The following is a 23,884-nucleotide window of genomic DNA, read 5'->3' on the forward strand; positions in this document are numbered from 1 at the left end:
CCTTGCGACGACTTTTGTATCAGGGTGGGTACGCGGCGCAGGTGTTTACAAACAACCATGAACGTAAGTATATTACTTAGCAAGCTACTTATCCACCCGGTGCCCGACTTTTACTCTTTCACACTTCTTGTGCGCTTCTTGCGCGCCTGACCCGAGGATCTTCATGCAATTCAAGCCAGCTGTTACCGCTCTGGTCACTGCCGTCGCCCTGGCATCGCTGCTCAGCGGATGTAAAAAGGAAGAAGCGGCCCCAGCCGCTCCGCCCCCTCAGGTCGGCGTCGTCACCCTGCAACCACAAGCCTTTACCCTGACCTCGGAACTTCCGGGCCGCACCAGTGCGTTCCGCATCGCTGAAGTTCGCCCGCAGGTCAACGGCATCATTCTCAAGCGCCTGTTCAAGGAAGGCGCCGACGTCAAAGCCGGTCAGCAGCTTTATCAGATCGATCCGTCGGTCTATGAAGCGACGCTGAAAAGTGCCGAAGCCAACCTGCGTTCGACCAAGTCCATCTCCGACCGCTACAAGCAACTGGTCGATGAGCAAGCCGTAAGCCGTCAGGAATACGACACCGCATTGGCCAACCGCCTGCAATCGGAAGCGTCGCTTCAGACTGCGCAGATCAACGTGCGTTACACCAAGGTCTATGCGCCGATCTCCGGCCGTATCGGCCGTTCTTCGGTGACCGAAGGCGCACTGGTCAGCAATGGCCAGGCCGATGCAATGGCAGTGATTCAGCAGCTCGATCCGATCTACGTCGACGTCACCCAGTCGTCGGTGGAACTGCTGGAACTGCGCCGCGAACTGGAAAGTGGCCGTCTGCAGAAGGCTGGCGACAACGCCGCCGCAGTCAAGCTGACCCTGGAAGACGGCAGCCAGTACAAGCTCGACGGCAAGCTGGAATTCTCCGAAGTCTCGGTTGACCAGGCCACCGGCTCGGTGACCCTGCGCGCAGTGTTCCCCAACCCCGATCACACCCTGCTGCCAGGCATGTTCGTCCACGCCCAGTTGCAGGCCGGCGTCAACAGCGCAGCGATCCTCGCGCCACAGCAAGGCGTGACCCGCGACCTCAAAGGCACCCCGACCGCACTGGTGGTCGGCGCCGACAACAAGGTCGAACTGCGTCAGCTCAAGGCCAGCCGCACTGTCGGCAGCCAGTGGTTGATCGAAGACGGCCTGAAAGCCGGCGATCGTCTGATCACCGAAGGGCTGCAGTACGTCAAACCGGGCGTCGAGGTCAAAGCGACCGAGGCGACTAACGTCGGCACCAAGAACCCGGCCCCCGCACAGGCAGCTGACAAAGCCGCCGGCGGCAAAGGGGAGTAACCCATGTCAAAATTCTTCATCGACCGTCCGATTTTCGCCTGGGTAATCGCCCTGGTGATCATGCTGGTCGGGGCACTTTCGATCCTGAAATTGCCGATCAACCAATACCCGAGCATTGCGCCACCGGCCATTGCGATCCAGGTGACCTACCCGGGTGCGTCCGCACAAACCGTGCAGGACACCGTGGTCCAGGTCATCGAGCAACAGCTCAACGGTATCGACAACCTGCGTTATGTGTCGTCGGAAAGTAACTCCGACGGCAGCATGACCATCACCGCGACCTTCGAGCAAGGCACCAACTCCGACACCGCGCAGGTCCAGGTTCAGAACAAGCTGAACCTGGCCACCCCGCTGCTGCCGCAGGAAGTGCAGCAACAGGGTATCCGCGTGACCAAGGCAGTGAAGAACTTCCTGCTGGTGATCGGCGTGGTTTCGCGTGACGGCAGCATGAGCAAGGACGACCTGTCCAACTACATCGTGTCGAACATGCAGGACCCGATCTCGCGCACCGCCGGTGTCGGTGACTTCCAGGTCTTCGGTGCGCAGTACGCGATGCGTATCTGGCTCGACCCGGCCAAGTTGAACAACTTCAACCTGACCCCGGTCGACGTGAAGAACGCCATTGCTGCGCAGAACGTCCAGGTGTCGTCCGGTCAGCTCGGTGGCTTGCCTGCCGTGCAGGGCCAGCAACTGAACGCGACGATCATCGGCAAGACCCGTCTGCAGACCGCCGAGCAGTTCAAGGAAATCCTGCTCAAGGTCAACAAGGACGGCTCGCAGGTTCGCCTCAAAGACGTGGCTGAAGTTGGTCTCGGCGGCGAGAACTACGCGATCAGCGCCCAGTTCAACGGCAGCCCGGCGTCCGGTCTGGCGGTGAAACTGGCCAACGGTGCCAACGCTCTCGATACCGCCAAAGCGTTGCGCAACACCATCGACAGCCTCAAGCCGTTCTTCCCGCAAGGCATGGAAGTGGTGTTCCCGTACGACACCACTCCGGTGGTGACCGAGTCGATCAAAGGCGTGGTGCACACCCTGGTCGAAGCGATCGCGCTGGTGTTCCTGGTGATGTTCCTGTTCCTGCAGAACTTCCGCGCCACCGTCATCACCACGATGACCGTGCCAGTGGTACTGCTCGGTACGTTCGGCATCCTCGCCGCCGCCGGTTTCAGCATCAACACCCTGACCATGTTCGGCATGGTGCTGGCCATCGGTCTGCTGGTGGACGATGCCATCGTCGTGGTGGAAAACGTCGAGCGGGTGATGAGCGAAGAAGGCTTGTCACCGAAGGAAGCGACGAAGAAATCCATGGGCCAGATCCAGGGCGCACTGGTCGGTATCGCCCTCGTACTCTCGGCGGTACTGCTGCCGATGGCATTCTTCAGCGGCTCGACAGGTGTGATCTACAAGCAGTTCTCGATCACCATCGTGTCGGCCATGGCCCTGTCGGTACTGGTTGCCCTGATCTTCACCCCGGCGCTGTGCGCGACCATGCTCAAGCCGATTCCGAAAGGCGAGCACGGCACTCCGAAGAAAGGTTTCTTCGGCTGGTTCAACCGCAACTTCGACCGTGGCGTGCGCAGCTACGAGCGCGGCGTCGGCAACATGCTGACCCGCAAGGCGCCGTACCTGCTGGCGTATCTGCTGATCGTCGTCGGCATGATCTGGCTGTTCACCCGCATCCCGACCGCGTTCCTGCCGGAAGAAGACCAGGGCGTACTGTTCGCACAGGTGCAGACCCCGGCCGGTTCCAGTGCCCATCGCACGCAGGTGGTCGTGGATGAAATGCGTGAGTATCTGCTGCGTCCGAACAAGGACGGCGGTGAAGCGGACGCGGTGGCTTCGGTGTTCACCGTGACCGGCTTCAACTTCGCCGGCCGTGGGCAGAGCTCGGGTATGGCGTTCATCATGCTCAAACCGTGGGGCGAACGTAACGCCGACAACAGCGTGTTCAAGCTCGCCGCGCGTGCCCAGCAACACTTCTTCAGCTTCCGTGACGCGATGGTGTTTGCCTTCGCCCCGCCAGCGGTTCTGGAATTGGGTAACGCCACCGGTTTCGACGTATTCCTGCAGGACCGCGCCGGTATCGGTCACGAAAAGCTGATGGAAGCGCGTAACCAGTTCCTCGGCATGGCGGCGCAAAGCAAGGTGCTGACCCAGGTGCGTCCGAACGGCCTGAACGACGAGCCGCAGTTCCAGCTGGAAATCGACGACGAGAAGGCCAGTGCCCTCGGCATCACCATCAGCGACATCAACAACACCCTGTCGATCGCGCTGGGCAGTAGCTACGTCAACGACTTCATCGACCGTGGTCGGGTGAAGAAAGTCTACGTGCAGGGCCAGCCGGATTCGCGCATGAGCCCCGAAGACCTGAAGAAGTGGTACGTGCGCAACGCCGAAGGCACCATGGTTCCGTTCTCGGCGTTCGCCAAGGGTGAGTGGGTCTACGGTTCGCCGAAACTGGCGCGTTACAACGGTGTGGAAGCGGTCGAAGTCCTCGGGGCTCCGGCGCCTGGCTACTCCACCGGTGAAGCGATGGCTGAAGTCGAAGCGATTGCCAAGAAGCTGCCGGCCGGTGTCGGTATCTCCTGGACCGGTCTGTCCTACGAGGAACGTCTGTCCGGCTCGCAAGCGCCAGCGCTGTACGCCCTGTCGCTGCTGATGGTGTTCCTGTGTCTGGCGGCGCTGTATGAGAGCTGGTCGATTCCGATCGCGGTCATGCTCGTGGTACCGCTGGGGATCATCGGTGCACTGATGGCTACCAGCCTGCGCGGTCTGTCCAACGACGTGTACTTCCAGGTGGGCTTGTTGACGACCATCGGTCTGGCGGCTAAAAACGCCATTCTGATCGTCGAATTCGCCAAGGAACTGCATGAACAGGGACGCAGCCTGCGTGAAGCGGCAATTGAAGCCTGCCGCATGCGTCTGCGCCCGATCATCATGACCTCGCTGGCCTTCGTTCTCGGTGTTGTGCCGCTGGCGATTTCCACCGGCGCCGGCTCAGGCAGTCAGCACGCGATCGGTACCGGCGTGATTGGCGGTATGCTCACGGCCACGATCCTGGCGATCTTCTGGGTCCCACTGTTCTTCGTTACTGTGTCGTCCATCGGTCAGCGTAAAAAGACCGACGCGGATGAGACTACTGAAACTCCTAAAGAGGCTGGCCAATGAGCAAGTCGCTACTCTCCATCGCAGTCGCCGCCTTCGTGCTGAGCGGTTGCTCGCTGATACCTGACTATCAGCAGCCTGAGGCTCCGGTCGCAGGTCAGTACCCGCAGGGGCCGGCATATTCGCCGGCCCAGGCTCCGGCGCAAGCCGCTGCCGAACAGGGCTGGAAGCAGTTTTTCCATGACCCTGCCCTGCAACAGCTGATCCAGGTCGCCCTGGAAAACAACCGCGACCTGCGTGTCGCGGCGCTGAACATCGACGCTTACGCGGCGCAGTACCGCATCCAGCGCGCCGACCTGTTCCCGGCAGTGTCGGCCAATGCCGCCGGCAGCCGCCAGCGTCTGCCGGCCCGTGCCTCGCAGACCGGCGAGTCGATGATCAGCAGCTCCTACTCGGCTACCGTCGGCGTCAGCGCCTATGAACTCGACCTGTTCGGTCGGGTGCGCAGCCTGAGCGAGCAAGCGTTGCAACAGTACTTCGCTACTGAAGAAGCACGCCGCAGTACGCAGATCAGTCTGGTCGCCAGCGTCGCCAATGCTTACCTGACCTGGCAAGCGGACAAGGAACTGCTCAAGCTGACGCAGGACACCCTCGGTGCCTTCGAAGAAAGCTACAAGCTGACCAGCCGCAGCAACGAAGTCGGTGTGGCCTCGGCGCTGGACCTGGCGCAATCGCGCACTTCCGTGGAAAACGCCCGGGCACAATTGGCGCGTTATACCCGCCAGGTCGCGCAGGACGAAAACAGCCTGACCCTGCTGCTCGGCACCGGTATTCCGGCCAATCTGCAAACGGCCAAACCGCTGTCTGATGACCTGCTCAGCGACGTACCGGCCGGTCTGCCTTCGGACCTGCTGCAACGTCGTCCGGACATCCTCCAGGCCGAGTACAACCTGAAGGCGGCCAACGCCAATATCGGCGCGGCCCGTGCAGCGTTCTTCCCGAGCATCAGCCTGACCGCCAACGCGGGCAGCCTGAGCCCGGACCTGTCCGGCCTGTTCAAGGGTGGTTCGGGGACGTGGCTGTTCCAGCCGCAGATCAACCTGCCGATCTTCAACGCCGGCAGCCTGCGCGCCAGCCTCGACTACGCCAAGATCCAGAAGGACATTGGCGTGGCGAACTACGAGAAGTCCATCCAGACCGCCTTCCAGGAAGTCGCCGACGGCCTCGCCGCCCGCCAGACCTACACCGAGCAGTTGCAAGCGCAGCGTGACTTCGTGCAGGCCAACCAGGATTACTACCGCTTGGCCGAACGTCGCTATCGCATCGGCGTCGACAGCAACCTGACCTTCCTCGATGCCCAGCGTCAGTTGTTCAGCGCACAACAAGCGCTGATCACCGACCGCCTCGCGCAGCTGACCAGTGCGGTCAACCTGTACAAGGCCTTGGGCGGTGGCTGGAATGCGCAGACCGCGCAGAACGAAGCGCTGAAAGAAGAAGCGCCGAAGATGAAGCTGTTCTGATCATCATCGGCTGAATACAAGGAGCCCACCGATTGGTGGGCTTTTTGTTGCCTGAGAATCAAAAGATCGCAGCCTTCGGCAGCTCCTACATTTGAAATGCGTTGCCCTGTAGGAGCTGCCGAAGGCTGCGATCTTTTGATCTTCAATGCTGTTCGATAATCGCCCAAAACCCGCTTTTCCCAATTGAATCCAAACATCCGCCCCCCGCACCATTCGCTCCACAAAACCAATAACAACAGGTTCGACACCATGCTCCCGCGCCCTGCCCCGTCCGGCTGATTGCCATCGTTTCACCCCTGAATACTTTCCAGGTCTGCACCCCGAAAACCGGCCGCAGCGCACCCGTTCGCCCTAAAAAAACAAGAGAGACCCAAGTCCATGACAGTTTTCCCTGTGCCCTACGCATTGCCCGCTGTGATCGCCCTGGCCATCGCCGGTCTGGCCCTGCCGGCAAGCGCCGAAGAAGGCGGCTTCGTTGAAGGCGCCAAGGTCAACCTGAACCTGCGCAACTTCTATATCAACCGCAACTTCACCAACCCGACCAAAACCCAGGGCAAGGCTGAAGAATGGACGCAGAGTTTCATCCTCGACGCCAAATCCGGCTTTACCCAAGGCACCGTCGGTTTCGGCATGGACGTACTCGGGCTGTATTCGATCAAGCTCGATGGCGGTAAAGGCACGGGCGGCACGCAGTTGTTGCCGCTGGACCATGACGGCCGCCCGGCGGACAACTTCGGTCGCACCAACGTCGCCTTCAAGGCAAGACTTTCGCAGACCGAGGTCAAGGTCGGCGAGTGGATGCCGGTATTGCCGATTCTGCGTTCGGACGACGGTCGCTCGCTGCCGCAAACCTTCCGTGGCGGCCAGATCACCTCCAAGGAAGTCGCCGGCCTGACCCTCTATGGCGGCCAGTTCCGCGCCAACAGCCCGCGCGACGACAGCAGCATGAGCGACATGTCGATGACCGGCAAAGCCGCGTTCACCTCTGACCGTTTCAACTTCCAGGGCGGCGAATACCTGTTCAACGACAAGCGCACACAGATCGGCTTATGGAATGCGCAACTCAAGGACATCTACAGCCAGCAGTACCTCAATGTGCTGCACAGTCAGCCGCTCGGCGACTGGACGCTGGGCGCCAACCTCGGCTTTTTCTACGGCAAGGAAGATGGCAGCGCGCGTGCCGGCGATCTGGACAACAAGACCTGGTACGGGATGTTTTCGGCCAAGTACGGCGGCAACACGTTCTACCTCGGCCTGCAAAAACTCACCGGCGACAGCGCCTGGATGCGCGTCAACGGCACCAGTGGCGGCACCCTGGCCAACGACAGCTACAACGCCAGTTATGACAACGCTCAGGAACGCTCCTGGCAGTTGCGTCACGACTACAACTTCGCCGCCATGGGCATCCCCGGCCTGACCCTGATGAACCGCTACATCAGCGGCGACAACGTGCACACCGGGACGATCACCGACGGCAAGGAATGGGGTCGCGAATCGGAACTCGGTTACACGGTGCAGAGCGGCACTTTGAAGGATTTGAACGTCAGATGGCGCAACTCGACCATGCGCCGCGACTTCAGCAACAACGAGTTCGACGAGAACCGATTGATCGTCAGCTACCCGATCAGCCTGCTTTAACCAAACATGCTCCACTGTGGGAGCGAGCCTGCTCGCGAAAGCGCTGCTTCAGTCGACATCTGTGTCGAATATGAAATGGCCTTCGCGAGCATGCTCGCTCCCACATTTGATTCCCATCACAGATGCATGTCATTGGTCAGGCCATGTAGCGCTTTTGCGGGCGACAGTTACAGTGAGCAAACCTGAAGGACTCAGGTGCTCCAACCCTTCACGCTTCCGTTTCGTAGTCGGTCTCCAGCTGTGCACCAGGTTGTCATCGGAAGACACCATTTGATCACCGGAGGATCACCTCATGATCACACGCCGCACCACTGCACCCGATTGGGACGCCAAGGCGTACCAGCAGTTTTCCCGTCTCAGACAACGTCCGGTCAACGAATTGCTCGACCGTATCGAACTGCAAAATCCCCAACGTATTTACGATCTGGGCTGCGGCACCGGCATTGCCACGCAGTTGTTGGCCAAACGCTGGCCGCGCGCGCAGTTGCAGGGCGTCGACAGCTCCGCGCAGATGCTCGATGAGGCACGCTGCCTGCCGATCCGGGCGTTGTGGAAACATTGCGACCTGCTTGATTGGCAACCTGAGCAGCCGGCGGATCTGCTGTTCGCGGCCGCCGTGCTGCACTTTATCGAAGGCCATGAAAAACTGCTGCCGCGCCTGCTCGGTTATCTGAATCCCGGCGGCTGTCTGGCGGCGCACATGCCGGACTGGCGCGATGCGCTGTGGTATCGGCTGATGCTCGACACCCTCGAAAACGGCGGCCCCGGTGGCACACCACTGGGCACGCCTGAACTGCGCCAGCGCATGGCGGCGCGGCCGTTATTGGCACTGGAGGATTACTATCGGTTGCTCGCGCCCATGACTACGTCGCTGGATATCTGGGAGACCGAGCAGTTGCAGATGGTTGACGGCAAGTCGCCGGTGTATGACTGGGTGAAGGTCTCGGCGCTGCGGCCGGTGATGCAGGCGTTGAGTTCAGCGGAACAGGCGCGGTTTATCTATCACTACCTGATGCGGGTGCATGAGCATTATCCGCAGGAGGAGGATGGGCATACGTTGTTTGCATTCAAGCGAATATTTATTGTCGCCAGGGTGTGATTCGTTACGGCCGCTACCGCTTTCGCGAGCAGGCTCGCTCCCACAGGGAAATGCATTCCAATGTGGGAGCGAGCCTGCTCGCGAAGGCGTCAGTGCAACAACCTCACTCGCGGGATTCAACCCCGAGTTCATCCCACACCGATTCCGCCAAATGAAACGTCGCGTTCGCCGCCGGTATGCCGCAGTAGATCGCGCTCTGCATGATCACTTCCTTGATCTCGCCACGGCTCACACCATTATTGGCCGCTGCGCGCAGGTGCAGTTTCAGTTCGCCCTCGCGGTTCATGCCGATCAGCATGGCGATGGTGATCAGGCTGCGGGTGTGCCGGGGCAGGCCCGGACGCGTCCAGATGTCGCCCCAGGCGTGGCGGGTGATCATTTCCTGGAACTCCGAGTTGAACTCGGTCAGCGTGGTCAGGCTGCGATCGACGTGGGCATCGCCCAGCACCGCGCGGCGTACTTGCATGCCTTCGTCGTAACGTTGTTTCTCGTCCACAAAATCTTCCTCACTGAGCCTGCAAAAACGCCAGCACACGGTCGCTGAAATCGGCGCCGGCCTGCACGTTGGACAAATGCGCCGCATGGAACTCGGCGTACTCGGCGTCGCGCACATGGTCGCGAATGAAGTGCCCGCCGGACGGCGGCGTCACCGCATCTTCGCTGCCGGCAATCACCAGCAACGGCACGTTGATCGAAGCCAGTTGTTCACGAAAATCGGCATCTCGCACGGCCGCGCAGTTGGCCGCATAACCTTGTGGATTGGTCGCGGCGAGCATGTCGGTAATCTTCTTCGCCGCCTCGGGATGCGCTGCGGAAAAGTCTGGGGTGAACCAGCGCGCAATCGAGGCATCACGCAGTGCGACCATCGCCGCCGGGCCGTCACGCAACACGGTTTCGATGCGTGGATTCCATACCGACGGATCGCCGATTTTCGCCGCCGTGTTGCACACGATCAGTTTGTGCAGACGATGGCCTGCGTTGATCCCCAGCCACTGACCGATCAGCCCGCCCATCGACAGTCCGCAGAAATGCGCGCGCTCGATATGCAGCGCATCGAGCAGACCGAGTACGTCATGGCCCAACTGCTCGATGCTGTACGGCCCTTCGGTGACCAGCGATTGCCCATGGCCGCGCGTGTCGAAACGCAGCACGCGGAAATGCTCGGTGAACGCCGGCATCTGCGCGTCCCACATGTGCAGGTCGGTGCCCAGCGAGTTGGACAGCACCAGCACCGGCGCAGCGGCCGGGCCTTCTATTTGATAGTGCAGTTCGCCATCGGCGAGTTGAACGAAAGCCACAGCCCTCTCCTTCAGACAGTCAAAGCGTTGTGTTCAGCCACCGCGCGCTCGACCCAGGCTTGCGCCTGGCCAAGGTAATGCGCGGGGTTCAGAAGATCATCGAGTTCAGCGCCACTGAGTTCGGCGGTGACTTGCGGCTCGTCAGCCAGCACCGCACGCAGATGGCGCTGCTCGGCCACGGCGCGTTTGCAGCATTGTTCGAGCAGGTGATGCGCGGTGTCGCGGCCGACGCGTTGGGCGAGGACGATGCTCACCGCTTCGGCCAGCACCAGGCCTTGGGTCAATTCGAGGTTGCGGGCCATGCGCGCCGCATCGACTTCCAGACCGTCGGCCAGCAAACGTGCCTGTTGCAGCGAACCGGACACCAGGCAGCAGATCTCCGGCAGGGTTTCCCATTCGGCGTGCCACAAACCGAGGCTGCGTTCGTGTTCCTGCGGCATCGCGCTGAACAGCGTCGACACCAGCCCCGGCACCCGCGTGGCCGCGCCGATCAGCACCGCCGCGCCGACTGGATTGCGTTTGTGCGGCATGGTCGACGAACCACCCTTGCCCGGTGCGGCGGGCTCGAACACTTCCGCCGCTTCGGTCTGCATCAACAGGCTGATGTCGCGGCCGAATTTGCCGAGGCTGCCGGCGATCAGGCCAAGCACCGCGCCGAACTCGACGATGCGGTCACGCTGGGCGTGCCACGGTTGCTCGGGCAGGGTCAGTTGCAGTTCCTCGGCCAAGGCTTCGGCAATCGGCAACGCCTGTTCCCCCAGCGCCGCGAGCGTGCCGGAGGCGCCACCGAATTGCAGCACCAGCAGCCGTGGCTTCAGTTGTTGCAGACGCTGACGGCTGCGCGTCACGGCGCCCAACCAACCGGCGATTTTCATACCGAGGGTCACTGGCGTCGCGTGTTGCAGCCAGGTGCGCCCGGCCAGCGGCGTGGCGGCGAAACGTTGTGCCTGAGCGGCGAGCGAGTCGGCCAGTTGTGCCAGTTGGTTTTCGATCAGCGCCAGCGCCTGGCGCAATTGCAAGACCAGCCCGGAATCCATCACGTCCTGGCTGGTCGCACCCAGATGCACATAGCGCTCGGCCTCGGCATCGCTCGAGGCGATCTGCTTGCCCAAGGCCTTGACCAGTGGAATCGCCGAATTGCCGGCCGTGGCAATCGCCTCGCCCAGCGCCGCGAAGTCATACAGGCCCGCGTCGCACGCTGCGGCAATCGGTGCCACGGCCGATGAAGGAATCAGCCCGACCCGCGCCTCGGCCCGGGCCAGCGCCGCTTCGAAATCAAGCATCGCCTGCACCCGGCCCTGATCGCAGAACACTTCGCGCATATCGCGGGCGGTGAAGTAGGCATCGAACAATTGATTGCCCGGTCGCTGAGTCATAAACAGTCCTTGCCGGCGCGGGCCTCGCAGCCCGCGCACATGGGTTTACAGATCGTGGTGCAAATACTTCGCCTGCTTGGGCAAACGCAGGCTGAACAGGAAAGCCACCGCCATCATCGCCGTGACGTACCAGTAGAAGGCGTTTTCCATGCCGCCAGCCTTGAGGCTCAAGGCAACGAATTCCGCCGAACCGCCGAAGATTGCATTCGCCACCGCGTAAGCCAGGCCGACACCAAGCGCGCGGACTTCCGGCGGGAACATCTCGGCTTTCACCAGCCCGCTGATCGAGGTGTAGAAACTGACGATCGCCAGCGCCAGGGTGATCAGCACGAAGGCGAGGAACGGGCTACTGATGCTTTTCAGGCTGAGCAGAATCGGCACGGTGAACAGCGTGCCGAGGGCGCCGAACCAGAGCATCGAATTACGCCGGCCGATCTTGTCGGCGAGCATGCCGAACAGCGGCTGCATGCACATATACAGGAACAGCGCGCCGGTCATGATGTAGCTGGCGGTCTTGGCGTGCATCCCGGCGGTGTTCACCAGGTATTTCTGCATGTAGGTGGTGAAGGTGTAGAAAATCAGCGAGCCGCCAGCGGTGTAGCCGAGCACGGTGATGAACGCCGCTTTGTGATCGCGAAACAGTGCAGTGATGCTGCCGGCGTCTTTGTGTGCGCGGGTTTCTTTGTTGGTGGTTTCCTTCAGCGAACGACGCAGGAACAGCGAAATCAGCGCCGCCACCGCACCGACCACGAATGGAATCCGCCAGCCGTAGGCACGCAGGTCTTCTTCAGTGAGGAACTGTTGCAGCACCACCACCAGCGACACCGCCAGCAGTTGTCCGCCAATCAGCGTCACGTACTGGAACGAAGCGAAGAATCCGCGCTGGCCCTTGAGCGCGACTTCGCTCATGTAAGTCGCGGTGGTGCCGTACTCGCCGCCGACCGACAGACCTTGCAGCAAACGCGCAAACAGCAACAGCACTGGCGCCCAGACGCCGATGTCCTTGTAGGTCGGCAAACAGGCGATCAGCAACGAGCCGAAGCACATCATCAGAATCGAGATGAGCATCGAGTTCTTGCGCCCGTGCTTGTCAGCGACCCGGCCGAAAATCCAGCCACCAATCGGCCGCATCAGGAACCCGGCGGCGAATACGCCAGCGGTGTTGACCAGTTGCACAGTGGGGTTATCGGAAGGGAAGAACGCCGGGGCAAAATAGATCGCGCAGAAGGCGTAGACGTAGAAGTCGAACCATTCGACGAGGTTGCCGGAGGAAGCGCCGACGATGGCGAAGATGCGCTTGCTGCGCTCTTCGCCGGTGTAGTGAGAGGTGGTGGTTGTCATTGTTTTTTCACTCGATAGGGACAGTCACAGTCTAGACATACTTTGCAACAGTCCCGTTCCACATCGGATCTTCACCCACGTCTGGATCAGCCTTTGTGGCGAGGGGATTTATCCCCGCTCGAGTGCGAAGCACTCGCAAATCAGATACACGCGGTTCATCTGAATACCGCGCCGACTGGTTTTTGGGGTGTTCTCTCAATAATCGAAGAACACCGTCTCGGCATCGGTGCCCTGCAGAACCACATTCCACTGGTAAACACCCGACGCATCCGCCTTGGCCAGCAACGTCTGGCGACGCTCCGCCGGCACGCACTCGAGCAACGGGTCAGCAACGTTTGCCGGTTCGCCCTCGAAATAAATCCGCGTCAGCAAATGCTTGACCAAACCACGGGCAAACACCAGCACCACCAGATGCGGCGCCTGGGTCGAGCCTTTCAACCCCGGCACGGTGCCCGGTTTGATCGTGGTGAAACGGAAGCGCCCTTCGGCGTCCACCGGCACCCGGCCAAAGCCTTCGAAATTCGGGTCGAGCGGTTTGTCCTGCTGATCTTCCGGGTGGTCGTACTTGCCGGCGGCGTTGGCCTGCCAGACTTCGAGCATGGCGTCGTTGACGACATCGCCATTGCCATCCACCACTTGGCCGGTGATTGCCACGCGCTCGCCGAGGGTCAGCTCGTTGGCCAGGGTTTCGCGGTTCAGCCAGGTCAGGCCGATGTGGTAATACGGCCCGACGGTGTGGGACGTGGTCGCATAGAGCGTCATCTTATTTCTCCATCGGCGTGGCTTCACGGCCGCGCAGCACGATGTCCCAGCGGTAACCGAGGGCGTAGGACGGAATGGTTTTTTCCAGATCGAAACTGGCGATCAGGCGTTCCTTGGCCGAAGTGTCCGGCACGCAGTTGTAGATCGGGTCATACGCCAGCAGCGGGTCGCCGGGGAAGTACATCTGCGTGACCAGACGCGTAAGAATGCTCGGCCCAAACAGGGAAAAATGGATGTGCGCCGGGCGCCAGGCGTTGTGGTGGTTGCCCCACGGATAGGCGCCGGGCTTGATGGTCTGGAACTGGTACCAGCCATCGGCATCGGTGACGGTGCGGCCGGTGCCGGTGAAGTTCGGGTCCAGCGGCGCGTCGTGCAGGTCGCGGGCATGGTTGTAACGACCGGCGGCATTGGCCTGCCAGATCTCCACCAGAATTCCCGGCACCGGCAGGCCGTCTTCGTCGAGCACGCGGCCGTGAATGATGATGCGCTCCCCCAACGGCTCGCCGTCGTGCTGCGCGGTCAGGTCATTGTCCTTCTCGGCAACGTGTTCGGCACCGATGGTCGGCCCGGTGATTTCCGAGAGTGAATGGGGCAGGTACACCAAAGGCTTGGACGGCGAGCGCAGGTTGGTGGATTGATACGTCGGGTGCAGGTAGTCAGGCTGAGTGCCTGCCTGTGGGCGACGGTAACCAGGCTTGTCAGTCATTTCGCTTTCCTCAGTTCTTGTAAGTGCCGCAGCGCGTCAGACACGTTCGATGGCCAGGGCCAGACCCTGGCCAACACCGACGCACATGGTCGCCAGACCTTTCTTGCCGCCAGTCTTTTCCAGATGATGCAGGGCCGTCAGCACCAGCCGCGCACCGCTCATACCCAACGGATGACCGAGGGCAATCGCGCCGCCATTCGGGTTGACCTGCGGCGCGTCATCCGCCAGCCCCAGTTCACGCAGTACCGCCAGACCTTGGCTGGCAAACGCTTCGTTGAGTTCGATCACGTCGAAATCGCTGACCACCACGCCGAGGCGCTCGGTCAGTTTGCGCACCGCCGGCACCGGGCCGATGCCCATCACCCGTGGTGCGACGCCGGCGCTGGCCATGCCGAGCACTTTTGCGCGAGCAGTCAGGCCGTGTTTTTTCACCGCTTCGGCTGACGCCAGAATCAGCGCAGCAGCACCATCGTTGACCCCGGAGGCATTGCCGGCGGTGACGGTTTTGTCCGCGCCATTGACTGGCTTCAGTTTGGCCAGCGCTTCAATCGTAGTGTCGGCGCGCGGATGTTCGTCCTGGCTGACCACGGTTTCGCCCTTTTTGTGGGCGATGCGCACTTCGACGATTTCTTCAGCGAAGTAACCGGCGGCTTGAGCGGCGGCGGTACGCTGCTGACTGCGCAAGGCAAAGGCGTCCTGATCTGCGCGCGAGACTTTATAGTCGTCGGCGACGTTATCAGCGGTCTGCGGCATGGCATCGACGCCGTACTGCGCCTTCATCAGCGGATTGATGAAACGCCAGCCGATGGTGGTGTCTTCCAGTTTCATGTTGCGCGAGAACGCCGCGTCGGCCTTGCCCATCACGAATGGCGCGCGGGACATCGACTCGACGCCACCGGCAATCGCCAGCTCCATCTCGCCACTGGCGATGGCGCGGAATGCGGTGCCGATCGCGTCCATGCCCGAAGCGCAGAGGCGATTGAGCGTAACGCCCGGCACGCTGTCCGGCAGACCGGCGAGCAGCAATGCCATGCGCGCAACGTTGCGGTTGTCTTCGCCGGCCTGGTTGGCGCAGCCGAGAAACACCTCATCGACGGCGCTCCAGTCCACCGATGGATTGCGCTCCATCAGGGCCTTGATCGGCACGGCGGCGAGGTCATCGGCGCGCACGGCGGACAGTGCGCCACCGAAACGGCCGATAGGGGTGCGAATCGCGTCGCAGATATACACGTCACGCATCATGCTTCTCCCGGCGCCTGACCGTGGGCGGCAGCGGTGCGCGCTTCAAGATCACGCAGCGCCGTCAGCTCGACTTCGGTCGGCTCAGCGGTGGTTTCAACGGAGTCGGCAAAACGGATCGCCCAGCCGGTGGCGGCGACCACTTGCTCGCGGGTCACGCCCGGATGCAGGGCTGTGACCACAAATTCATGGGTACCCTCCTCCGGTTCCATGATGCACAGGTCGGTGATGATGCCCACCGGCCCGGCGCCCGGCAGGCCCAGACGTTTACGCGAATCGCCGCCCTCGCCGTGACCGACCGAGGTGATGAAGTCGAGTTTGTCGACAAACGAACGCGCCGACTGTTTAAGGATGATCAGCACGCTTTTCGCCGAACCGGCAATCTCCGGCGCGCCACCGGCACCCGGCAGGCGCACTTTCGGCGCGTGGTAGTCGCCGACTACGGTGGTGTTGATGTTGCCGAAACGGTCGACCTGCGCGGCGCCGAGGAAGCCAACGTCGATGCGCCCGCCCTGCAACCAATAGCGAAAAATCTCACCGGTCGGCACCACGGTGTCGGCGGTCTCGGCCAGCTCACCGTCACCGATGGACAGCGGCAGTACGCTCGGCTTAGCGCCAATCGGGCCGGATTCGTAAATCAGCACCACGTCCGGCGATGAAGTCAGGCGCGCGAGGTTGGCGGCTTTCGATGGCAGGCCGATGCCGACGAAGCATACCGAGCCGTTCTTCAGGCGCCGGGCCGCCGCGACGGTCATCATTTCATTGGTGGTGTAAGTCATTACTTGGCCTCCGAAGCAGCGGCCAATTTGGCCTGGAATTCGCTGAAGTCAGCGCAGCCATGGATGTATTCGTTGATCCACGCGGTAAACGTCTCACGGTCGCGAGCGATCGGGTCCCACGCCTGATAGAAACGATTGTCACGCTCGGTGTAACCGTGGGCGTAGGACGGATGCGCGCCGCCCGGCACGTGACAGACCGCACTCAAGGCCCAGGTCGGCAGTACGCAAGCGTTCATCGGTGCGTTGAGGTCGTCGACGATTTCTTCCACGGTGACGATGCAGCGTTTGGCGGCCAGCGCGGCTTCTTTCTGCACACCGAGAATGCCCCAGAGCAACACGTTGCCCTTGCGGTCGGCTTTCTGCGCGTGAATCACGGTGACGTCCGGGCGCACCGATGGCACTGCCGCCAGCACTTCGCCGGTGAACGGGCAGGTCACGGTTTTGATCAGCGGATTGACCTTCGGCAGGTCGGAGCCGGCGTAGGCACGCAGCACCGCGAACGGCAGGCCGGACGCGCCGGCAACGTAGGCGTTGGCGAGGTCGGCGTGGCTGTGCTCTTCGATTTCCAGCGGATGCGGCCATTGTTTCTCGACCGCGTCACGCAGACGGTGCAGCGAACCCACACCCGGGTTGCCGCCCCAGGAGAAAATCAGTTTGCGCGCGCAACCGGCGCCGATCAGTTGGTCGTAGATCAGGTCAGGCGTCATCCGCACCAGCGTCAGATCTTTCTTGCCTTGACGAATGATTTCATGACCCGCTGCCGTAGGGATCAGGTGAGTGAAGCCTTCGAGGGCGACGGTATCGCCGTCGTTGACGAATTGCTTCACCGCGTCGTGCAGCGAAAGGATCTCAGCCATGGAGCGGGCTCCTGTTCTTGTAAGGAATCGCCAGTGATAAAAAGGCGCGAGGTTCAGCGCCGGAGTCACTGAAGATTAAGCTCGGGAAAATCGCCAAACAATCCGATAATCGACTGAGTGTTCGTTTATCGAACGGATTGTTGCTTCCCTAATGATCGTTCCCACGCTCCGCGTGGGAATGCAGCCGGGGTCGCTCCGCGTCCCTGTACAGCCGAACGCAGAGCGTCCGTTGAGGCATTCCCACGCGGAGCGTGGGAACAATCGTGGGTCTGCCTCAGGTGGCATCCGCATGACTGACCATGCCCTTGATCAACACCGCCGCCGTCGCCAAACCGGCCGGGATCACCAGAGCGGTCAGCACTTGCTCGAAATTCCAGCCCAGGCCGAGCAAGGTTGCGCCCATCCACGCGCCAAGAATCGCGCCGAAGCGGCCGATGCCGAGCATCCACGACACCCCGGTCGCGCGGCCTTGCGTCGGGTAGAAGCGTGCTGCCAATGACGGCATCGCCGATTGCGCGCCGTTGACGCACATGCCTGCCACCAGCACCAGCGTCGCCAGCAAGGTGATGTTGCCCAGGCTTTGCCCTACCGCGTAGGCAAACACCCCGGCCAGCAGGTAGAAAATGCCGATGACCTTGTGCGGATTGAAGCGGTCCATCGCCCAGCCCACCCCGACCGCGCTCAACACGCCGCCAAACTGGAACAACGCACCGATGAACGCGGCCTGTTCCATGCTCGCGCCGCTGTCGCGCATCAGCGTCGGCAGCCAACTGGTCAGCAGGTAGACGATCACCAGGCCCATGAAATAGGTCAGCCACAACAGCAGCGTGCCGGTGCTGTAAGTGCCGGAGAAGATCACCGCGAAGACATTGCGCGCCTTGACGGTTTTCTGTTCCGGCACGCTGAAGCTCGCAGCCTGGGCGACGGTAATTGGATCGATCGGTGCCAAGGTCTTGCGAACTTTGTCGGTGCCGCGGTTGCGTACCACCAGGTAGCGCGCCGACTCCGGCAGCCAGAACACCAATACCACGGCGAGGATCAGCGGCAGGATCCCGCCGATCATCAACAGCGCGTGCCAGCCGAACGCCGGGATCAGTTTTGCCGAGATGAAACCGCCGCCGGCCATGCCGAGGTTGAAGCCGCAGAACATGCTGGTCACCAGCAGCGACTTCTTGCGCTCCGGGGTGTATTCCGAGAGCAGCGTCGTGGCGTTGGGCATTCCCGCACCGAGACCGAGGCCGGTCAAAAAGCGCAACACCAGCAGTTGTTCGACGTTGGTGCTGTAAGCCGAGGCCAGGCTGAAGCCGCCGAACAGAATCACCGCACCGACGAGTACGACTTTTCGCCCGAAGCGGTCAGCCAAAGGGCCGGAGCCGAGGGCGCCGAAGACCATGCCGATCAGCGCAGCACTCATCACCGGGCCGAGGCTGGCGCGGTCGATGCCCCAGTCTTGCGACAGCGCCGGGGCGATGAAGCCCATGGCGGCGGTGTCGAGGCCGTCGAGAAATACGATCAGGAAACACAGGATCACCACTCGCCACTGGTAGCGCGAGATCGGTTGGGCGTTGATAAAGGTCTGCACATCGAGGCAGTTACCCACAGCGGACTGAGGCTGGTTCATTATTTTTATTCCACGCAAAAAACGCAGTCGAACGGCGGCCGGCCAAAGGAAGGCACGGTCACAAGAATAGAAGGTTGTTATCAGGCGTTGCGGTGAATCCGGCAACAACGGGTGGGATACGGACAGTCGGGGAGCGAGCGCATGGTGAGTTGCCTCTTGTCATTATTATGGGGTCGACAGTCCGGCGAGCTCATTCACATCAGCGCCGGATGACGCTGCCGCGACATTAATGATCCGAGGGTTTTAGCGTCAATTCGATAAACGCAACACTGTGCGTTTATCGAACAGCTTCCTCAGGCGAACAACTGCGCACTGAGGTCGCGACTGGCGCTGAGCAGGCCGGGCAAGAAGCGCTGCTCCAACTCGGCGCGGCTGACTCGCCCGGCGTGGGTGCTGACATTCAGCGCGGCGACCACTTGCCCGGAGGCGTCGTACACCGGAACGGCGATCGAGCGCAGGCCCTGTTCCAGTTCCTGATCGACAATGCACCAGCCCTGCTGACGCACCTGCTGCAAACATTCGAGCAACGCGTCCGGGGTATGAATGGTGCGGCTGGTCTTGGCCACCAGTTCGGCGTGGTCGAGGTATTCGCCCAGGGAGGTGTCATCCAGTGCCGCTAGCAGAATCCGCCCCATCGACGTGCAATACGCCGGCAACCGCCCACCGACGGAAAGGTCGACCGAGATCAATCGCTGAGTGGTCGCCGAACGCGCGATATAGAGAATGTCATCGCCCTCCAGCGTCGCCATGTTGCAGGCTTCGTGCAATTGCTCGCTCATACGGTCGAGATACGGCTGTGCGGAAACGGCCAGCGGGGTTGAGGACAGATAGGCGTGGCCGAGGGTCAGCACTTTCGGCAGCAGCGAATAGGTGCGCCCGTCGGTGGTGGCGTAGCCGAGTTTGATCAGCGTGTGCAGGCAACGGCGCACGGCGGCGCGGGGAATTTCCGTGCGATGACTGATCTGCGCGATGGTCAGGTGGCGTTTACGTTCCTGAAACGCCTGCACCACCGCCAGACCACGGGCCAGGGACGTCATGAAATCCGGATCACCGGTCAGCGCCTGAATGCGCTTGGCCGGCGAGGCGACGATGGGCGGCGCCACCGACGTAAAGGAGTTGCGCATTTGATCGTTCATTTTTTGTCCTTGTCCGGCACGCATCGATGCCTAGTCAAACGGCTCGCCGCGCGATGCACAAGCATCGCGCCGCCAACATTGGGCGATTATCGAACCGCCGACCGATAATCGCAATCCAGCCCCCCGCCCTCCTCTTCTTCCTTGAGGCAGCTTTAGCGATTCTGCTCGCAACTTAGTTGTTCCAGTTAATGGCGCCAAAAACAGAACGCCTGTTCTATAACGCGGTCTTTACACTTAACTAGCGGCAAAAGTTGCCGGTAACAAAACCCTCACACATTCAGAACCGTTTTTAACTTGGCAAAGATAGTCATTCCCGAATCGGCCGCTATAATGCACCCTAGTCGCGGCGCTTTAATCAAAAGCCCGCGACTTGCTGAAATGAGGTCCTTCGTCTCAGCTCCGGCCAGCGCCCGGCGCCCATCACACATGCAACGCCAGCGCTCGCTGAAACAGGAAACTGATGCTGCGTCAGTTTTTATCTGGTGCCGTAGCCGCCTGTAACACGGAAGTCTTGATCGCCTCTCCAATGCCACCCGGCCTGATCGGGCTGTGGATGACTGGCGGGTTCGCTCAATTGACTCGTTGCAGTGTGTTCACCGGATATTCAATTCAACTCATACAGGTAGCACCGTGACGAAAGACGAACTGCGCGCGGAACTAGAGCGCCAGGAACAACGTTACAAGGAAGTTTACGGCGGGGAAGTCACCACCTACGCCGCTCAGCCGGAACCGGAACGCAAGGCATGGCGCAAGCGCCCTACTGTTCAGGATCAGGTGTTCAAGCAGGAAATCGAAAAGATCGAAAAGGAACTCAAAGCCGAAGAGCCATGAGCCACGGCGGTTGAGCATTCGAAAGTCGGCGTCCGCCTGAGCCACAGCGCGGTGGAAGACGACACCTCGCGCGCCCGCTACCTGCGGGCAGCGGCTGCATCGCTGTTCTGGGGCTTATGAACGAGCGTCCCACAGGTTTCAGAGATATTTCAGACAAGCGTTTGAGCCTTTGCGATGTCTGAAAAAACGGCTCGAAAATATAGTTTATTCAATAAAATCAAGTAGTTGAAAAACCCTGCGTGCTGCTTGGTTTTCACGCCCTGCAACAAATTAAATCGAAGAAGGGTGTGACCAGTGAGCAGACGGGGCATCGATTTCCTGTCTTTTCTGGCATAATCGCGCCCCCTTACGACCGGGTCAGAAAACCTTCATGATCGATTTATTCAGCGGACTGGATGCTTGGGTGCTTGTGAGCCTCTTGCTCGCCCTGACGTTTGTCCTCGCCTTCGAGTTCATCAATGGATTTCATGACACCGCTAACGCGGTAGCCACTGTTATCTACACCAAAGCCATGCCGCCACACCTGGCGGTGTTCTTTTCCGGTGTGTTCAATTTCCTCGGCGTGCTGCTGGGCGGCGTTGGCGTGGCTTATGCCATCGTCCACCTGCTGCCGGTTGAACTGCTGATCAATGTGAACACCGGCCATGGCCTGGCGATGGTGTTCTCGTTGCTCGCCGCGGCAATCGCCTGGAATTTGGGCACCTGGTACTTCGGTATCCCGGCTTCCAGCTCGCACACCCTGATCGGCTCGATCCTCGGCGTCGGTCTGGCCAACGCGCTGATCAACGACATTCCGTTGAGAGATGGCGTGAACTGGCAGAAAGCGATCGACATCGGCGCCTCGCTGGTGTTCTCGCCGATGGCCGGCTTTCTCATCGCCGCGCTGGTGCTGATCGGCCTGAAATGGTGGCGCCCGCTGTCGAAGATGCACAAGACGCCGGAACAGCGCCGCAAGATCGACGACAAAAAGCACCCGCCGTTCTGGAACCGTCTGGTCCTGGTGATCTCGGCCATGGCCGTGAGCTTCGTGCACGGTTCCAACGACGGCCAGAAAGGCATCGGCCTGATCATGCTGGTGCTGATCGGTATCGTCCCGGCGCAGTTCGTACTCGATCTGAACAGCACCACCTACCAGATCGAACGCACCCGCGACGCGACCCTGCACCTGAGCCAGTTCTACCAGCGCAACGCCGATTCGCTGGGTGAGTTCCTGGCCCTGGGCAAGAGCGTGGAAGGCGACCTGCCGGAGAAGTTCCGCTGCAACCCGCAGCAGACCGAACCGACCATCACCGCCCTGCTGCATACCCTCAAAGGTGTAGCGGACTACCATTCGCTGTCGTCGGACAGCCGCATCGAAGTGCGTCGCTACCTGCTCTGCCTGGACGACACGGCCAAGAAAGTCGGCAAGCTGCCAGGCCTGGAAGCCCGTGAAAAGGCTGACCTCGACAAGCTGCGCAAAGACCTGACCACCACCACTGAATACGCCCCGTTCTGGGTGATCCTGGCGGTCGCCCTGGCCCTGGGCCTGGGCACCATGGTCGGCTGGAAGCGCGTAGTGCTGACCATTGGCGAGAAGATCGGCAAGCAGGGCATGACCTATTCCCAGGGCATGTCGGCGCAGATCACCACCGCCAGCCTGATCGGCATGGCCAACATTTTCAGCCTGCCGGTGTCGACCACTCATGTGTTGTCTTCGGGTGTGGCCGGGACCATGGTTGCCAACAAGAGCGGCCTGCAGGGTGGCACGGTCAAGACTATTCTGCTGGCTTGGGTGTTGACCTTGCCAGCGACCGTGGCGCTGTCGGCCGGGTTGTTCTGGTTGGCTTCGAAGGCTTTGGGTAGTTGATCGTTAGCTGCTTTTGAAGGAGGCGCGATTCTTTGGAATCGCGCCTTTTTTGTTTTTTGGATTGGGGGCATATCCGTTGCTGCGGGTGCTGCCGCTGGCGGTTTCGCTCTTACAGCGAGTCACCTTTTTCAGACGCCAAAAAGGTAACCCAAAAGGCTTTGCCCCGGCGTACGGCCCGCTCGCTGGAGCTCGGGGTACCTTCGTTACGGGACCGATCCGGGCGCAGCGGCTCCGGTTGGCTTCGCTGCACCTACACTCGCTGTGTACGACTGCGTCGTACGGTCGCTACGCTCCCACCCCCGGATCGATCCCGTAACGAAGCCTGCCGAAGGGGCAAAAGATCAAAAGCAAAAGCCAAAGCCAGATCAAGAGCCCCTCACCCTAGCCCTCTCCCAGAGGGAGAGGGGACTGACCGAGGTGTTTGGGCGAAACACGCCGACTTGCGATACCGAGTCGAATGCAGGTTTTGAACACCGCAAAAATCGGCTCCCTCTCCCTCGGGAGAGGGCAGGGGTGAGGGGCGAATCCACCGAAAATCTCAAGCCATGCGACGCTTCTAACCACTCAACAATGAGCGCAAGCTCGAGTGCTTTTGATCTACGGGCGACGTCGGAAGGCTGAGTGGAGGGATTGATCCGGGGGTGGGAGCGCAGCGACCGTCTGGCGCAGCCAGACACAGCGGAAGGAGGTGCAGCGAAGCAAACCGGAGCCGCTGCGCCCGGATCAGTCCCGGAGCGAAGGGACCCGAGCCTGCGAGGGCCGAACGCAGGAGCTAGCGTTTTTTGCTTACTTTTTTAGGCGCTTGTAAAAAAGTAAGTCGCCGTCAGGCGAAACCGCCAGCAGCCGCTACCGAAGCAACGGATATTCACCCAACCCCCCAACAGCCTGGTCGGCCCAAAGGCCGCCAAGGCCGCCAAGGCACAAAAAAAAGGGGCAACCGAAGTCGCCCCAAAATGCCTTGCGTGCCCATCAATCCAGAAGAACTCACTTGCGCCGCTTATGCGCATCCTTCCAGATAAAAAATCCAAACCCTGCAAAAAACAGCACCATGAGCCCCACCGTGAGAACCCCGGCAAACACCACGTTATCGAAAAACATGACTGACCTCCCGGCCCTGCTTTGCTTTGCTGCGATGGACTCAAATTAACAAACACACAGGCGCACATATTGATCAGGATCAATATCCGCAACGAAGGGAAATAAAGGAGGGGAAATAACTGATCTGCATCAACCAATGCAGCGGGAGATCAACGCTTTTTCGGTTTGTTCTTCGACTTTTTCTTGGCTTTTCCCAACGGCATCGCCTGCTCGAAAGCCTGGCGCACTTCGTTCAGGCGCTTTTCGTTGAGGTCATGCACTCGCTTGGCGCGTTCAGTGCTGAGGTCGATCAGTTTGTCGTCTTGGCTCAT

General features: G+C 60.9%; 20 protein-coding genes. 7 read left to right on the plus strand and 13 right to left on the minus strand.

All coding sequences use genetic code 11. From position 1 onward, the window contains the following. Positions 1-163 precede the first annotated feature (163 nt). The 5 genes from emhA (at position 164) to AB4N48_RS18175 (ending at position 8,683) form a co-directional block, all read left to right on the plus strand. Positions 164-1,321, plus strand: coding sequence for an efflux RND transporter periplasmic adaptor subunit EmhA (gene emhA, locus AB4N48_RS18155; RefSeq protein ID WP_460094129.1), 1,158 nt, complete (start codon positions 164-166; stop codon positions 1,319-1,321). Between the two features lie 3 nt (positions 1,322-1,324). Continuing rightward, positions 1,325-4,489, plus strand: a complete 3,165-nt coding sequence (gene emhB, locus AB4N48_RS18160; RefSeq protein WP_460094130.1) for an efflux RND transporter permease subunit EmhB — start codon at positions 1,325-1,327, stop codon at positions 4,487-4,489. Next, positions 4,486-5,946, plus strand: coding sequence for an efflux RND transporter outer membrane subunit EmhC (emhC, locus tag AB4N48_RS18165; RefSeq protein WP_252885491.1), 1,461 nt, complete (start codon positions 4,486-4,488; stop codon positions 5,944-5,946). Before emhB ends, emhC begins: the two co-directional genes overlap by 4 nt. Positions 5,947-6,324: 378 nt before the next feature. Beyond that, complete coding sequence (locus tag AB4N48_RS18170) at positions 6,325-7,584, plus strand: OprD family porin (protein WP_460094131.1); 1,260 nt, start codon at positions 6,325-6,327, stop codon at positions 7,582-7,584. A gap of 292 nt (positions 7,585-7,876) precedes the next feature. Beyond that, entirely contained in the window at positions 7,877-8,683 is an 807-nt protein-coding gene (locus tag AB4N48_RS18175) for a methyltransferase domain-containing protein (protein ID WP_460094132.1), read from the plus strand. 103 nt (positions 8,684-8,786) lie between these two features. On the opposite strand, the gene pcaC is transcribed toward AB4N48_RS18175, so the two are convergent. From pcaC to pcaR, 11 genes are all read right to left on the minus strand, one after another. Then, on the minus strand, positions 8,787-9,179 hold the full coding sequence (gene pcaC, locus AB4N48_RS18180) for a 4-carboxymuconolactone decarboxylase (RefSeq protein WP_007917093.1): 393 nt from the start codon (positions 9,177-9,179) through the stop codon (positions 8,787-8,789). A 10-nt stretch (positions 9,180-9,189) separates the two neighbouring features. Beyond that, on the minus strand, positions 9,190-9,981 hold the full coding sequence (gene pcaD, locus AB4N48_RS18185) for a 3-oxoadipate enol-lactonase (RefSeq protein ID WP_310214661.1): 792 nt from the start codon (positions 9,979-9,981) through the stop codon (positions 9,190-9,192). Positions 9,982-9,992: 11 nt separating this feature from the next. Continuing rightward, positions 9,993-11,357, minus strand: coding sequence for a 3-carboxy-cis,cis-muconate cycloisomerase (locus tag AB4N48_RS18190; protein WP_460094133.1), 1,365 nt, complete (start codon positions 11,355-11,357; stop codon positions 9,993-9,995). Positions 11,358-11,402: 45 nt separating this feature from the next. Then, positions 11,403-12,698, minus strand: coding sequence for an MFS family transporter (locus AB4N48_RS18195; protein ID WP_041478914.1), 1,296 nt, complete (start codon positions 12,696-12,698; stop codon positions 11,403-11,405). 195 nt (positions 12,699-12,893) lie between these two features. Then, on the minus strand, positions 12,894-13,460 hold the full coding sequence (gene pcaG, locus AB4N48_RS18200; RefSeq protein ID WP_076566302.1) for a protocatechuate 3,4-dioxygenase subunit alpha: 567 nt from the start codon (positions 13,458-13,460) through the stop codon (positions 12,894-12,896). A gap of 1 nt (position 13,461) precedes the next feature. Further along, the gene (gene pcaH, locus AB4N48_RS18205) at positions 13,462-14,166 is read right to left on the minus strand and encodes a protocatechuate 3,4-dioxygenase subunit beta (protein ID WP_129998851.1); all 705 of its coding nucleotides are present in this window, start codon (positions 14,164-14,166) and stop codon (positions 13,462-13,464) included. 36 nt (positions 14,167-14,202) lie between these two features. Beyond that, on the minus strand, positions 14,203-15,408 hold the full coding sequence (pcaF, locus tag AB4N48_RS18210) for a 3-oxoadipyl-CoA thiolase (protein WP_460094134.1): 1,206 nt from the start codon (positions 15,406-15,408) through the stop codon (positions 14,203-14,205). Next, positions 15,405-16,184 (minus strand): CoA-transferase subunit beta, encoded by a 780-nt coding sequence (locus AB4N48_RS18215; protein ID WP_016771341.1) that lies wholly within the window; start codon positions 16,182-16,184, stop codon positions 15,405-15,407. The genes pcaF and AB4N48_RS18215 overlap by 4 nt, the downstream gene beginning before the upstream one ends. Further along, the gene (locus AB4N48_RS18220; protein ID WP_073475850.1) at positions 16,184-17,041 is read right to left on the minus strand and encodes a CoA transferase subunit A; all 858 of its coding nucleotides are present in this window, start codon (positions 17,039-17,041) and stop codon (positions 16,184-16,186) included. The genes AB4N48_RS18215 and AB4N48_RS18220 overlap by 1 nt, the downstream gene beginning before the upstream one ends. Before the next feature lie 274 nt (positions 17,042-17,315). Then, positions 17,316-18,662 (minus strand): 4-hydroxybenzoate transporter PcaK, encoded by a 1,347-nt coding sequence (locus tag AB4N48_RS18225; protein ID WP_041478919.1) that lies wholly within the window; start codon positions 18,660-18,662, stop codon positions 17,316-17,318. Between the two features lie 293 nt (positions 18,663-18,955). Then, complete coding sequence (gene pcaR, locus AB4N48_RS18230) at positions 18,956-19,798, minus strand: pca regulon transcriptional regulator PcaR (protein ID WP_016771343.1); 843 nt, start codon at positions 19,796-19,798, stop codon at positions 18,956-18,958. A gap of 630 nt (positions 19,799-20,428) precedes the next feature. On the opposite strand from pcaR, the gene AB4N48_RS18235 reads away from it, so the two are divergent. Next, on the plus strand, positions 20,429-20,629 hold the full coding sequence (locus AB4N48_RS18235; protein WP_008080067.1) for a hypothetical protein: 201 nt from the start codon (positions 20,429-20,431) through the stop codon (positions 20,627-20,629). Positions 20,630-20,999: 370 nt separating this feature from the next. Next, positions 21,000-22,475, plus strand: coding sequence for an inorganic phosphate transporter (locus AB4N48_RS18240; protein WP_016771345.1), 1,476 nt, complete (start codon positions 21,000-21,002; stop codon positions 22,473-22,475). Between the two features lie 984 nt (positions 22,476-23,459). Here AB4N48_RS18240 and ccoM read toward each other — a convergent pair. Further along, the gene (ccoM, locus tag AB4N48_RS18245) at positions 23,460-23,573 is read right to left on the minus strand and encodes a cytochrome c oxidase subunit CcoM (RefSeq protein ID WP_016771346.1); all 114 of its coding nucleotides are present in this window, start codon (positions 23,571-23,573) and stop codon (positions 23,460-23,462) included. Positions 23,574-23,722: 149 nt separating this feature from the next. After that, complete coding sequence (locus AB4N48_RS18250; RefSeq protein WP_016771347.1) at positions 23,723-23,884, minus strand: hypothetical protein; 162 nt, start codon at positions 23,882-23,884, stop codon at positions 23,723-23,725.

The sequence above is a fragment of the Pseudomonas sp. S2_C11 genome (genome assembly GCF_054668395.1).